Origin of the sequence: Streptomyces sp. BR1, from assembly GCF_052373795.1 — a bacterium.
Classification (GTDB): domain Bacteria; phylum Actinomycetota; class Actinomycetes; order Streptomycetales; family Streptomycetaceae; genus Streptomyces.
In genome coordinates this window covers 2,395,024-2,407,024 of sequence record NZ_CM126252.1, presented here as the reverse complement: position 1 = coordinate 2,407,024, position 12,001 = coordinate 2,395,024, and the positions used below count along the sequence as shown (strand labels likewise).

Sequence of the window (12,001 nt, the reverse complement as noted above, 5' to 3'; positions counted from 1 at the left end):
CCGTGCAGGGGTGACGCGCAGTTATCCTTGAGTGTCCCCCTGTCCGTCCCGACCGCTGGAGTCACGCGTGCGCATCGATCTGCACACCCACTCCACGGCGTCGGACGGTACGGACACCCCGGCCGAGCTGGTCCGCAACGCGGCCGCCGCCGGTCTGGACGTCATCGCGCTGACCGACCACGACACCACCCGCGGCCACGCGGAGGCGACCGCGGCGCTGCCCGCCGGTCTGACCCTGGTGACCGGAGCCGAGCTCTCCTGCCGCGTCGACGGCATCGGGCTGCACATGCTGGCGTACCTCTTCGACCCCGAGGAGCCGGAGCTGGCGCGCGAGCGCGAGCTCGTCCGCGACGACCGGGTGCCGCGCGCCCGGGGCATGGTGGCCAAGCTCCAGGAGCTCGGCGTCCCCGTCACCTGGGATCAGGTCGCCCGGATCGCGGGCGACGGCTCGGTCGGCCGCCCGCACGTCGCCGAGGCCATGGTCGAGCTGGGCGTCGTCGACACCGTCTCCGACGCCTTCGTACCGGACTGGCTGGCCGACGGCGGCCGGGCGTACGTCGGCAAGCACGAGCTCGACCCCTTCGACGCGATCCGCCTGGTCAAGGCGGCCGGCGGCGTCACCGTCTTCGCGCACCCGCTCGCCCTCAAGCGCGGCCAGGTCGTGCCCGAGACGGTCATAGCCGAGCTCGCGTCGGCCGGTCTCGACGGCATCGAGGTCGACCACACGGACCACGACGCGCCCACGCGCGCGCGGCTGCGCTCGCTCGCCGCCGAGCTCGGTCTGCTGACCACCGGCTCCAGCGACTACCACGGCAGCCGCAAGGCCGTACGGCTCGGGGAGTGCACCACCGACCCCGAGATCTACGGCGAGATCACGCGCCGCGCGACGGGCGCGTTCCCCGTCCCGGGCGCGGGCGGAACCGGCCGCTGACCCGGCGGGGCCGCGCCCCGGCCCCTCCCACGCTTTCCCCGAGGACTCCGCCCACGCGGGGTCCCCCTTTCCGTACACCCCATCTCCTGCAAGGCACCACCGTGTTCGACGCTGCCGTCTTCGGCTCCCTCTTCCTCACCCTTTTTGTCATCATGGATCCCCCCGGGATCACGCCGATCTTCCTGGCGCTCACCTCCGGCCGCCCCGCCAAGGTGCAGCGCAAGATGGCGTGGCAGGCCGCGGCCGTGGCCCTCGGCGTGATCACCGTCTTCGGTCTGGTGGGCCACCAGATCCTGGCGTATCTGCACATCGACGTCCCCGCGCTGATGATCGCGGGTGGCCTGTTGCTGCTGCTCATCGCGCTCGACCTGCTCACCGGCAAGACCGACGAGCCGAAGCAGACCAAGGACGTCAACGTCGCGCTCGTCCCGCTGGGCATGCCGCTGCTAGCCGGGCCCGGCGCGATCGTCCAGGTGATCCTGGCCGTCCAGAACCACGACACGTTCGGCGGGCAGGTCGCGGTCTGGACGGCGATCCTCGCGATGCACATCGTGCTGTGGCTGGTCATGCGGTACTCGCTGCTGATCATCCGCGTGATCAAGGACGGCGGCGTCGTCCTGGTGACCCGGCTCGCGGGCATGATGCTGTCGGCGCTCGCGGTGCAGCAGATCATCAACGGGATCACCCAGGTGATCCACGGCACCTGACGTACTACGTACGTAAGACGCCCGTACACGAAAAAGCGCCCCCTGCGCATCGACGACCTCGTCGGTGTACGGGGGGCGCTTCGGCTTTCGCCGCGCAGGAGATCCTTACGCGTTACGAAGCCGAGTTTTCGGCCGGGCGGATGTAGATGCGCTGGCCGATTGCGGCGGCCTGCTGCACGATCCGGTTGACGGAGGCGGCGTCCACGACGGTGCTGTCCACGGCGGAGCCGTCGACGTCGTTGAGGCGCATGATTTCGAAGCGCATGGCTTCTCCCTTCGTCTGATCCTCCTGAAGGAGAACTACTGGTGCGGGGGGCTGCGCCTGTGCAGCCTGCTCCCGCGGTTCTGTCCTGTTCAACGGGTTGCCCTTGGCAAACATTCCCTACGCTAAGGAAATTTTTTCACGGGCTAAATACTCGGCGGTAAGGCGACCGGTTGTGTGGGGTCGGTCACGCCACGGACAATGGGTGGCATATGAGCGAAGCAGGCGACACCACTGGTAACCCCGACCGCGCGAGTGCCCGGGGCGGGTCCTCCGCGTCCGCCGACGGCCCCGACATCGCCGTGCAGCTGGAGCGCACCAACCAGCTGCTGCGGCGGATGCTCGCCGAGGTGGCGAAGACACCGTCGACCCATGCGATCTTCGTGGACGCGGGGTACGTGTACGCGGCCGCGGGTCTTCTGGTCGCCGGGACCGAGGACCGGCGGTCCTTCGACCTCGACGCCGAGGGGCTGATCGAGGCGTTCATCGACAAGGCGCGCACGATCTTCGCGGACAGCCGGCTGCTCCGTGTGTACTGGTACGACGGCGCGCGCCGCCGGATCCACACCTCCGAGCAGCAGTCGATCGCCGAGCTGCCGGACGTCAAGGTCCGCCTCGGCAACCTCAACGCCAACAACCAGCAGAAGGGCGTCGACTCGCTGATCCGCTCCGATCTGGAGTCACTCGCCCGGCACCGCGCGATCAGCGACGCGGCGCTCATCGGCGGCGACGAGGACCTGGTCTCGGCGGTCGAGGCGGCGCAGGGGTACGGCGCGCGCGTCCACCTGTGGGGCATCGAGGCCGCCGAGGGACGCAACCAGGCGGAGCCGCTGCTGTGGGAGGTCGACAGTCAGCGGACCTTCGACCTGGACTTCTGCAAGCCGTACGTCACCCGGCGGCCGGTGACGATGTACGAGGAGAGCGGGCCCGCGCCGTCGCGGGACGACGTGCGGTTCGTGGGGGCGCAGATCGCCGCGACGTGGCTGTCGGAGCGGGGGCGGGCGTCCCTGGCGCAGCTGCTGCCCGGGCACCCGTTCCTGCCCGGCCCCGTCGACCAGGACCTCCTCGTCGAGGCGGAACGGCTGCTCCAGCGGTCCCTGCGGGGGCACGCGGATCTGCGGCGGGCCCTGCGGGACGGGTTTTGGCAGCACTTGCAGTCGCAGTACTGACCCTGACCTGCGGTCGGGGTGGGCGTGCTTGTTATGTGGCTGCGGGCCGGTGGGGGCTGGTCGCGCAGTTCCCCGCGCCCCTGGTGGGTGGCCCGGACGTCGTGCTCGCCAGCCAGAACTCCGCCAACGCCTGTGCCAGTTGCTCCGGGTGCGACACGTTGGGGGAGTGGCCCGCGCCTGTGATCACTGTGTGGCGGGCGTTCGTGTTGCGGGCCAGGGCGGCCAGTTCTTCGATCGTCCACACCGACTCCTCGTCCCCGTACGCCACATGCAGCGGCAGCGGGAGCGCGGCGATGCCCTCGGTGCGGTCCGGTTCCGTTCTCAACTGGCGCCCGGTGGCGATGAGTTGGGCCGGGCGGGTGTTGTACCAGCGCCGCTGGAGGAACGCGGCGATGTCGGGCGCGTCGGGGACGTACATCGGGTCGCGGCGGTCCAGCCAGCGGGTCACCGCCCAGACGACCGCCGCCGGCAGTACGGGCAGGGCGGCCCGCAGCAGCCGGATCTTGGCGCGCTGCTCCGCGCCGACATGGCCCGGCCCCGACGACAGCAGCGTCAACGACCGGAAGGAGTCGGGGGAGAGGCGGGCGGCGGAACGGGCGACGAGGCCGCCGAAGGAGTGGCCGACGAGGTGCACGGGTCCGTCGCCCAGGGCCGCAGTCTGCGCGAGTACGTCCTCGGCGAGGGTGCGAGGCGTGTATCCGGAGGCGCGGCGCGGTCCGGGGCTCTCGTGCTGGCCGCGTCCGTCGACCGCGACCGCGCGGTAGCCGGCGCGGGTGAGCGGCTCCAGGAGGGCTAGGAAGTCCTCCTTGCTCCCCGTGTACCCCGGAACGAGCAGCGCGGTCCCGACCGGCGCCGCCGTGGGGCGCGCGTCGAGCACGGCGAAGGGGCCGCGGGGCGTGACGAGGGAGTACGCGCGCGTGCCGGCGGGGAGGGCGAGGGAGCGGGGTGTGCTCATACGCCGAGCGTAATCGGGGATCCCTGCCGTCCCCAATCCGCCCCTGACCTGCGGCGCTCTGACCTGCCGCTGCTGCACTCCGCCCGCTGATCTGAGGCTCCGCTACCCCGTAACGCATTCGGCCCGGCACCCCCGTGAAGGGATGCCGGGCCGAACATGGCTCGCTGCGGTGCTTACGCCTCCGGCGTCGCGGCCTTGCGCGCCCGCGTGCGGCGCGGCTTGGCCTCGGGCTCGGGGGTCGCCTCGGGGGCAGCCTCCGCCGTCTTCTTCGCGCGCGTGCGACGCGGCTTGGCCTCGACGGGCGCGTCGGCCTCGGCCACGACGGCCACGGCCTTCTTGCGCGTACGGGCCGGCTTGGCGGCGGCCTCGGCGGCCTTCGCCGCGGCGATCTCCAGAGCGGCCGACTCCGGGGTCAGGAACCCGACCTCGGCGACCGGCTCGACGACCTTGCGGGCGCGGCGGCGCGGCGCCGGGGGCGCCTCGACGACGGCCTCGACGACCGGCTCCGCGACCTTGCGCGTACGGCGGCGCGGGGCGGCCACGGGGGCCTCCGCGACGGCCTCGGCGACCGGCTCGGCCACCTTGCGGGTGCGGCGGCGCGGGGCCGCGGGGGCCTCCGGCTCGGCGGCGGGCGCCGGGACGACGGGCGCCTCGACGACCGCGACGGCCTCGGCCGTCTTGCGCGTACGGGTACGGCGCGGCTTCGGCTCGGCCTCGACGACGGCCTCGGCCACGGCCTTCTCGGCCGCTGCCTGCTCGACCACGGCCTCGGCTGCGGCCACCACGGCCTCGGCCGGGGCCACGGCGCGGGTACGGCGGCGACGGCGCGGGGTGCGCGGCTCGGCGGACTCCGCCTCGGCGGCCGGCTCCGGCGTCACGGACTGCGGCTCGGTCTCCTCGACCGAGGACCCGCCCCGCGTACGACGGCGCTGGCGCGGCGTGCGCGTACGAGCCGGACGCTCCTCCGTCGCGACCGGGGCCGCGGCGGCGGACTTGCGGCCGCGGGCGCCCGTCTCGCCCAGGTCCTCCAGCTCCTCGGCCGCCAGACCCGCACGGGTCCGCTCGGCGCGGGGCAGGACGCCCTTGGTGCCCGCCGGGATGTTCAGCTCCTCGAAGAGGTGCGCGGACGTGGAGTACGTCTCGACCGGCTCGTGGAACTTCAGGTCGAGCGCCTTGTTGATCAGCTGCCAGCGCGGGATGTCGTCCCAGTCGACCAGGGTGACGGCGGTGCCCTTGTTGCCCGCGCGGCCGGTGCGGCCCACGCGGTGCAGGAAGGTCTTCTCGTCCTCCGGCGACTGGTAGTTGATGACGTGCGTCACGCCCTCGACGTCGATGCCGCGCGCGGCGACGTCGGTGCAGACCAGCACGTCGACCTTGCCGTTGCGGAAGGCGCGCAGCGCCTGCTCGCGGGCGCCCTGGCCGAGGTCGCCGTGGACCGCGCCGGAGGCGAAGCCGCGCTTGGCGAGCTGCTCGGCGATGTCGGCGGCCGTCCGCTTGGTACGGCAGAAGATCATCGCGAGTCCGCGGCCCTCGGCCTGGAGGATGCGCGCGACCATCTCCGGCTTGTCCATCGAGTGGGCGCGGAAGACGTGCTGCGAGATGTTGGCGACGGTCGCGCCCTCGTCGTCCGGCGCGGTGGCGCGGATGTGCGTGGGCTGCGACATGTAGCGGCGGGCCAGGCCGATGACCGCGCCCGGCATGGTCGCCGAGAACAGCATCGTCTGGCGCTTCGCCGGAAGCATGTTGATGATCTTCTCGACGTCGGGCAGGAAGCCCAGGTCGAGCATCTCGTCGGCCTCGTCGAGGACGAGCGCGCGGACGTGGGAGAGGTCGAGCTTGCGCTGACCCGCCAGGTCGAGCAGACGGCCCGGGGTGCCGACGATCACGTCGACGCCCTTCTTGAGCGCCTCGACCTGCGGCTCGTACGCCCGGCCGCCGTAGATGGCGAGCACGCGGACGTTACGGACCTTGCCGGCGGTGAGCAGGTCGTTGGTGACCTGGGTGCACAGCTCGCGGGTGGGGACGACGACGAGCGCCTGCGGGGCGTCGGTCAGCTGCTCGGGCTTCGCCCGGCCCGCCTCGACGTCCGCGGGGACGGTGACGCGCTCAAGGAGCGGCAGACCGAAGCCGAGCGTCTTGCCGGTGCCGGTCTTGGCCTGGCCGATCACGTCGGAGCCGGAGAGCGCGACGGGGAGCGTCATCTCCTGGATGGGGAACGGGGACACGATGCCGACGGCTTCAAGGGCTTCGGCGGTCTCGGGAAGGATCCCGAGCTCTCGGAACGTAGTCAGGGTGCTGCCTCTTCTGTGAGACGCGGCACGGGGCGAACGGGGCGGGTCGTACCGTGCCGGGTTCATCCGGCCGGAGTCGGAATACGACCTGTGCCGGGTGGCGCGGGACCACTGCCGTCGCTCAAGCGCTCATGCCGCTGAGGGTCCCTCATCTGCGGTCACGCACTGTCACGTGCCGCACGAGGGCTGTCGGGTCGGAGCCGACCGGGCGACCGACCGGGCATCCTCATTCATCAAGCCGCCCGCCGAATACATGATCCTCGGCAGGCTCATTACCACTGTACCCCGGATTCGCGCATGTGTGTTGGGCGAATCTGCGGGAAGCGCCGTGACCCGGTTCCTGACCAGGGCCTTCCGTCGTGCCGCGAGCGGGCTATTGTGCGGACCATGGAGACGCCTGACAACGCCGCCGCCGGAACCGAAGCGGCCGGACACGCCGAAGAACCCGCCGCGCAGCCCACCGGGATCGCCGCCCAGGACTGGGCGACGGCCTCCGCCGAGCCCCAGTACCGCGCCGCCGTCGTGGATCTGCTCGGCGCGCTCGCGTACGGCGAGCTGGCGGCCTTCGAGCGCCTCGCCGACGACGCCAAGCTGGCCCCGTCGCTCGCCGACAAGGCGGAGCTGGCGAAGATGGCCTCGGCCGAGTTCCACCACTTCGAGCGGCTTCGCGACCGCCTCGCGGAGATCGACGCGGAGCCGACCGCCGCCATGGAGCCGTTCGCCAAGGCCCTGGACGACTTCCATCACCAGACCGCGCCGTCGGACTGGCTGGAGGGCCTGGTCAAGGCGTACGTGGGCGACTCGATCGCCAGTGACTTCTACCGCGAGGTCGCGGCCCGGCTCGACGCGGACACCCGCGGCCTGGTGCTCGCCGTCCTCGACGACACGGGCCACGGCAACTTCGCGGTCGAGAAGGTGCGCGCCGCGATCGAGGCTGACCCGCGCGTGGGCGGGCGCCTCGCGCTGTGGGCGCGCCGCCTGATGGGCGAGGCCCTGTCACAGGCCCAGCGCGTGGTCGCGGAGCGCGACGCGCTCTCCACGATGCTGGTCGGCGGCATGGCGGACGGCTTCGACCTGGCCGCGGTCGGCGAGATGTTCACCCGCATCACCAAGGCGCACACCAAGCGGATGGCCGCGCTGGGGCTCGCGGCCTAGTCCGTACCCGTACGAAGGAAGCCGCCTACGCCGCTGATCGGCGCAGGCGGCCCGACGGGCGCAGGAGCAGGGACAGCGCGACCACGGCGATGAACGTCGCGCCGATGATCGTGGTCACCGTATGGCCCGGGCCGACCGCCGAGTGGGTCAGGAAGGCGCCGAACAGGGCGCCGAGCGGGCCCGCCGCCAAAACGGTTCGGCGTTCGGGCAGGCGGTGTGGCAGGCGGGTCGCGGCTGTCCAGGCAAGGGCGAGTCCGAGAAATACGGAGCCGAGCGCTTCCAGGAGCATGTGCGTCCCTCCCGCTGTGTGGACCAGGCGAAATCGGTCACAGCCGTCCTACCCGACGCTCTCGGAGCGCAATCCTCCCCTCACCGTGTGGAGCACAGGGAGCGCACAGTCGGCGCAAAGAAGCCCGAACACACAGGAGCGGCCCGGCAGTCGAGGACTGCCGGGCCGCTCCTGTTGTCACACGCGTCTACGGGCTACAGCTGGCCGAAGCCCACCCGGCGGACCGCCGGCTCGCCGATCTCCACGTACGCGATCCGGTCGGCCGGCACGAGGACCTTGCGGCCCTTGTCGTCCTGGAGGCTGAGCAGCTGCGCCTTGCCGGCGAGGGCGTCGGCTACCGCGCTCTCGACCTCTTCGGCGGACTGCCCGCTCTCCAGAACGATCTCCCGGGGTGCGTGCTGCACGCCGATCTTGACCTCCACGGCTATGTCCCTCCGACGGTCTGCGGTGCGCGGTCAGCCGCGCCGTACCCCGCACACATTAGCCCGGTGAGGGGACCCGGACGTTCGCGCGCCGCACGCTACGAGCGAACACCGTAGTCGCCCGCGGCCGGTCGCGCGGCCGGTCAGTGGCCGTCCGTGCCGTGCAGCGGGAAGCCCGCGATGCCGCGCCAGGCGAGCGAGGTCAGCAGCTGCACCGCCTTCTCGCGCGGGATCGCCGACTCGCTGGAGAGCCAGTAGCGGGCGACCACCTGGGAGACCCCGCCCAGGCCCACGGCGAGCAGCATCGACTCGTCCTTGGAGAGCCCGGTGTCCTCGGCGATCACGGCCGAGATCGCCTCGGCGCACTGCAGGCTGACCCGCTCGACGCGCTCGCGCACGGCGGGCTCGTTGGTCAGGTCGGACTCGAAGACGAGCCGGAAGGCGCCGCCCTCGTCCTCCACGTACGCGAAGTAGGCGTCCATGGTGGCGGCGACGCGCAGCTTGTTGTCGCTGGTCGAGGCGAGCGCCGTGCGCACCGCCAGGAGCAGCGCCTCGCAGTGCTGGTCGAGCAGGGCGAGGTAGAGCTCCAGCTTTCCGGGGAAGTGCTGGTAGAGGACCGGCTTGGAGACGCCCGCCCGCTCCGCGATGTCGTCCATCGCGGCCGAGTGGTAGCCCTGTGCGACGAAGACTTCCTGGGCGGCGCCCAGAAGCTGATTGCGGCGGGCCCGGCGCGGCAGGCGGGTGCCCCGCGGGCGCGCCGCCTCGGTCTGCTCGATGGCTGTCACGCCGCCTCCCAAAGGTTGATCTCGTGCGCGATGTACGCGCGCCGCCATCGTACTTTTGGGTAACCCGGCTGTGCGCGGTGCGCACGCAGAATTTCACGGACCGGACAGGCTGGGTAGCTGGAGATACGCCCGGTTATCCGAACAAATCAGCGGTAGTCGTCTTCGTTGAGCGCGACGACGCGAGCCTGTTCGACGGCGTCCGCCTCGTTCGCCGCGTCCGGGTCGACACGGGTCACCGGCTCGTCGCGTTCCTGTCGTACGTCCGTGTGCTGCTCGGCGGCATCCGCTTCGGGGGTTTCCTCGGAGAGTTCGGCTGCGTCGTCTTCTTCCTGGAAGGTGTCAGGATCGGTCGGGTCGACGGGCATGGCTGCTCCCTTAAAAGAGGGCTTGCTACGAGCCTATGGGGTTGCTCTGCGCAGCGCTATGCGATCTGTGACGGCGAACACATGAACCACGGTGTGATCGTCTCGTAACATTGCCCGCATGTCTTCGACCGAGCTGCCGGAATCCCCAGTCGCCGCTGTCGCCCCGGCACCCCGGGTGGGCGCGGTCCGGGTGGCGCCGGGCGAGGAGCTGCGTTCGGTGAGCCTGCCCGGCCTGACGCTGACCGTCCGGTCGCGCCCCGGGAACCGGTCCGGCCTGGCCCCCGCCCTGTTCGTGCACGGGCTAGGCGGGTCCTCGCAGAACTGGTCGGCCCTGATGCCGCATCTGTCCGACATGGTCGACGGCGAGGCCCTGGACCTGCCCGGCTTCGGGGACTCCCCGCCGCCGGACGACGGCAACTACTCGGTCACCGGCCACGCGCGCGCGGTGATCCGGCTGCTCGAATCGGCCGGGCGCGGGCCCGTCCACCTCTTCGGGAACTCGCTGGGCGGCGCCGTCGCCACCCGCGTCGCGGCCGTCCGCCCGGACCTGGTCCGCACCCTCACCCTGATCTCGCCCGCGCTGCCCGAGCTGCGCCCCCAGCGCACCGCCTGGCCCACCGGACTGCTCGCGGTGCCGGGAGTCGCCTCCCTGTTCATGAAGCTCTCCAAGGACTGGACCGCCGAGGACCGTACGCGCGGGGTCATGGCCCTTTGTTACGGAGACCCGGGCCGCGTCGGCCCCGAGGCGTTCCGGGCGGCCGTCGAGGAGATGGAGCGCCGTCTTCAACTGCCGTACTTCTGGGACGCGATGGCCCGCTCGGCGCGGGGCGTCGTGGACGCGTACACGCTGGGCGGCCAGCACGGACTGTGGCGGCAGGCCGAGCGGGTGCTCGCGCCGACGCTGCTCGTCTACGGCGGCCGCGACCAGCTGGTCGGCTACCGGATGGCCCGCAAGGCGGCCACCGCGTTCCGCGATTCGAGACTTCTGACCCTGCCCGACGCCGGGCACGTGGCGATGATGGAGTACCCGGAGGTGGTCGCGCAGGCCTTCCGGGACCTGGTCGACGACTGCGGAAACAGGAGCTGATCCGGGGCGTGGGACGACACAGCCGACCCAAGGGCGCCACGTCCGGAAACCCCGGCATACCCGCCGGCGACTCCGGGATACGCGCGGCAGAGCCCGGGATCCCCGCCGACTCTCCGGGCGACTCCAGGACGCATGCCGGTAACCCCGGTATCCCCGCCGACCACTTCGCCGCACCCGCCGAGCACCCCGGCGCGGCCGACGCCGCGCCCGCAGCTCCCGGCGCGGGCAGACGCCGCCGGATCGACGGTCCCGCGACCGGGCCGATTCCGCAGGTCAGGCCCGTTCCCGACGGCCCCGCGCCCGAGCACTTCGGCGGCTCGACCCCGGCGCACGGCGTGCCCCGGGTGCGCGGCGGCCACCCCGAACACCATGAGGGCGGCGGCGGTTGGGGCGAGCCCTCGGCCGTACGCCACGGCGACTGGCACGGCACCCCGCGCACGACGGCACCCCGTGGGTCCGTCGGCCCCACCACCCCGACCGCCGGCCCCGGTGTCCGCATACCGGGACCCCGGCGCGAGTACGTGGACGCCTTCGACGGGCGGGAACAGGGCGACCCCTTCGGCGACCGCTACCTGTCGGACACGGGCGCGCACCGACACGTGGCGGCGCCGACCGTCCCCGCCCCACGGCCGGTCCCCGTCGAGGATCTGCCCGACCAAGCGGAGATCCTCGACGACCCCAAGCCGGACAAGGGCAAGAGCAAGGGCAAGGGCCGCACCCTCACCGGGATCGCGGCCGCTGCCGTGACCACCGTGCTCGCGGTCGTCGTGGCCGGGCAGGTCACCTCCGACGGCGGTCACCGCACCGGCGCCCAGTCCGCCGGGGACAGCAGCCGGGACGACGAGGGGACGGCCTCCCGCTCCAACAGCCGGGCCACGCCCGAGCAGGCGGCCCCGGCGCAGCAGGCCTCGTACGAGCAGAAGATGGCGCTGCAGTACCCGATCGACCCGAAGCTGAAAGGTTCCGGCGACTTCGAGGCGGTGCCCGGATTCGTGGCGGCGCCCGGCAAGGGGCGCAAGTACCGCTACCGGGTCGACATCGAGAAGGGTCTCGGCCTCGACGGTCAGCTTTTCGCCGACGCCGTGCAGAAGACCCTCAACGACGACCGCAGCTGGGCGCACGACGGGGCGATGACCTTCGAGCGGATCTCGTCCGGGCAGCCGGACTTCGTGGTCACGCTGGCGAGTCCCGGCACCACCGGCACCTGGTGCGGCAAGTCGGGGCTCGACACCACCGAGGACAACGTCTCCTGCGACTCGGCCGCCACCGAGCGCGTGATGATCAACGCGTTCCGCTGGGCGCAGGGCTCGGAGACGTTCGGGGCCCAGGCGATGTACGCGTACCGGCAGATGCTCATCAACCACGAAGTGGGACACCGGCTCGGCCACGGTCATGTGAGCTGTCGCACTCCCGGCGCCCTCGCTCCGGTGATGCAGCAGCAGACCAAGTCCCTGGACATAGACGGGATCAAGTGCCGTCCCAACCCCTGGGTCTTCCCGACTGGTTGAGACCAGTACGACCCCGCTGTCCACACTGTGGGACAACTGTCCCAATCCTGGTTGACAGTGGACAGCGGGGCTTTG

13 protein-coding genes are annotated in these 12,001 nt (G+C 71.9%); 6 read left to right on the top strand and 7 right to left on the bottom strand.

From position 1 onward, the window contains the following. The first annotated feature begins 67 nt into the window (after positions 1-67). Positions 68-931 (top strand): PHP domain-containing protein, encoded by an 864-nt coding sequence (locus ACT1U9_RS10110; RefSeq protein ID WP_444538009.1) that lies wholly within the window; start codon positions 68-70, stop codon positions 929-931. A gap of 101 nt (positions 932-1,032) precedes the next feature. Then, complete coding sequence (locus ACT1U9_RS10105; RefSeq protein WP_444538008.1) at positions 1,033-1,638, top strand: MarC family protein; 606 nt, start codon at positions 1,033-1,035, stop codon at positions 1,636-1,638. A 112-nt stretch (positions 1,639-1,750) separates the two neighbouring features. Here the strand turns inward: ACT1U9_RS10105 and ACT1U9_RS10100 are convergent, their stop codons facing one another. Further along, a complete protein-coding gene (locus ACT1U9_RS10100; protein ID WP_444538007.1) occupies positions 1,751-1,903 on the bottom strand; it encodes a hypothetical protein in 153 nt (50 codons plus the stop codon). A gap of 209 nt (positions 1,904-2,112) precedes the next feature. Here ACT1U9_RS10100 and ACT1U9_RS10095 point away from each other — a divergent pair, with 209 nt between their 5' ends. Next, a complete protein-coding gene (locus ACT1U9_RS10095) occupies positions 2,113-3,069 on the top strand; it encodes an NYN domain-containing protein (protein ID WP_444538006.1) in 957 nt (318 codons plus the stop codon). Positions 3,070-3,100: 31 nt separating this feature from the next. On the opposite strand, the gene ACT1U9_RS10090 is transcribed toward ACT1U9_RS10095, so the two are convergent. Both ACT1U9_RS10090 and ACT1U9_RS10085 read right to left on the bottom strand, forming a co-directional pair. Continuing rightward, positions 3,101-4,024 carry an alpha/beta fold hydrolase gene (locus ACT1U9_RS10090; RefSeq protein WP_444538005.1) on the bottom strand — a complete coding sequence of 308 codons (924 nt, stop codon included), beginning with the start codon at positions 4,022-4,024 and terminating at the stop codon, positions 3,101-3,103. Between the two features lie 173 nt (positions 4,025-4,197). After that, on the bottom strand, positions 4,198-6,381 hold the full coding sequence (locus tag ACT1U9_RS10085) for a DEAD/DEAH box helicase (RefSeq protein ID WP_444538004.1): 2,184 nt from the start codon (positions 6,379-6,381) through the stop codon (positions 4,198-4,200). A 321-nt stretch (positions 6,382-6,702) separates the two neighbouring features. Between ACT1U9_RS10085 and ACT1U9_RS10080 the strand changes: the two genes are divergently transcribed. Then, the gene (locus ACT1U9_RS10080) at positions 6,703-7,470 is read left to right on the top strand and encodes a ferritin-like fold-containing protein (RefSeq protein WP_444538003.1); all 768 of its coding nucleotides are present in this window, start codon (positions 6,703-6,705) and stop codon (positions 7,468-7,470) included. A 25-nt stretch (positions 7,471-7,495) separates the two neighbouring features. Here ACT1U9_RS10080 and ACT1U9_RS10075 read toward each other — a convergent pair whose 3' ends face one another. From ACT1U9_RS10075 to ACT1U9_RS10060, 4 genes are all read right to left on the bottom strand, one after another. After that, positions 7,496-7,759 (bottom strand): hypothetical protein, encoded by a 264-nt coding sequence (locus ACT1U9_RS10075; protein WP_444538002.1) that lies wholly within the window; start codon positions 7,757-7,759, stop codon positions 7,496-7,498. 194 nt (positions 7,760-7,953) lie between these two features. Then, on the bottom strand, positions 7,954-8,181 hold the full coding sequence (locus tag ACT1U9_RS10070; RefSeq protein WP_188276032.1) for a DUF3107 domain-containing protein: 228 nt from the start codon (positions 8,179-8,181) through the stop codon (positions 7,954-7,956). Positions 8,182-8,324: 143 nt separating this feature from the next. Next, a complete protein-coding gene (locus tag ACT1U9_RS10065; protein WP_444538001.1) occupies positions 8,325-8,966 on the bottom strand; it encodes a TetR/AcrR family transcriptional regulator in 642 nt (213 codons plus the stop codon). 146 nt (positions 8,967-9,112) lie between these two features. Beyond that, positions 9,113-9,331: a hypothetical protein gene (locus ACT1U9_RS10060; protein ID WP_444538000.1), complete on the bottom strand. Its 219-nt coding sequence runs from the start codon at positions 9,329-9,331 to the stop codon at positions 9,113-9,115. A gap of 118 nt (positions 9,332-9,449) precedes the next feature. Between ACT1U9_RS10060 and ACT1U9_RS10055 the strand changes: the two genes are divergently transcribed. Next, complete coding sequence (locus ACT1U9_RS10055) at positions 9,450-10,418, top strand: alpha/beta fold hydrolase (RefSeq protein WP_444537999.1); 969 nt, start codon at positions 9,450-9,452, stop codon at positions 10,416-10,418. Positions 10,419-10,426: 8 nt separating this feature from the next. Beyond that, a complete protein-coding gene (locus ACT1U9_RS10050) occupies positions 10,427-11,926 on the top strand; it encodes a DUF3152 domain-containing protein (protein WP_444537998.1) in 1,500 nt (499 codons plus the stop codon). Positions 11,927-12,001: the final 75 nt, after the last annotated feature.

Bases quoted from the DNA above. Each gene is read 5' to 3' on its own strand.
- ACT1U9_RS10055 (WP_444537999.1), top strand. From the start codon at position 9,450: ATGTCTTCGACCGAGCTGCCGGAATCCCCAGTCGCCGCTGTCGCCCCG.
- ACT1U9_RS10090 (WP_444538005.1), bottom strand. From the start codon at position 4,024: ATGAGCACACCCCGCTCCCTCGCCCTCCCCGCCGGCACGCGCGCGTAC.
- ACT1U9_RS10095 (WP_444538006.1), top strand. From the start codon at position 2,113: ATGAGCGAAGCAGGCGACACCACTGGTAACCCCGACCGCGCGAGTGCC.
- ACT1U9_RS10060 (WP_444538000.1), bottom strand. From the start codon at position 9,331: ATGCCCGTCGACCCGACCGATCCTGACACCTTCCAGGAAGAAGACGAC.
- ACT1U9_RS10080 (WP_444538003.1), top strand. From the start codon at position 6,703: ATGGAGACGCCTGACAACGCCGCCGCCGGAACCGAAGCGGCCGGACAC.
- ACT1U9_RS10085 (WP_444538004.1), bottom strand. From the start codon at position 6,381: ATGAACCCGGCACGGTACGACCCGCCCCGTTCGCCCCGTGCCGCGTCT.
- ACT1U9_RS10100 (WP_444538007.1), bottom strand. From the start codon at position 1,903: ATGCGCTTCGAAATCATGCGCCTCAACGACGTCGACGGCTCCGCCGTG.
- ACT1U9_RS10075 (WP_444538002.1), bottom strand. From the start codon at position 7,759: ATGCTCCTGGAAGCGCTCGGCTCCGTATTTCTCGGACTCGCCCTTGCC.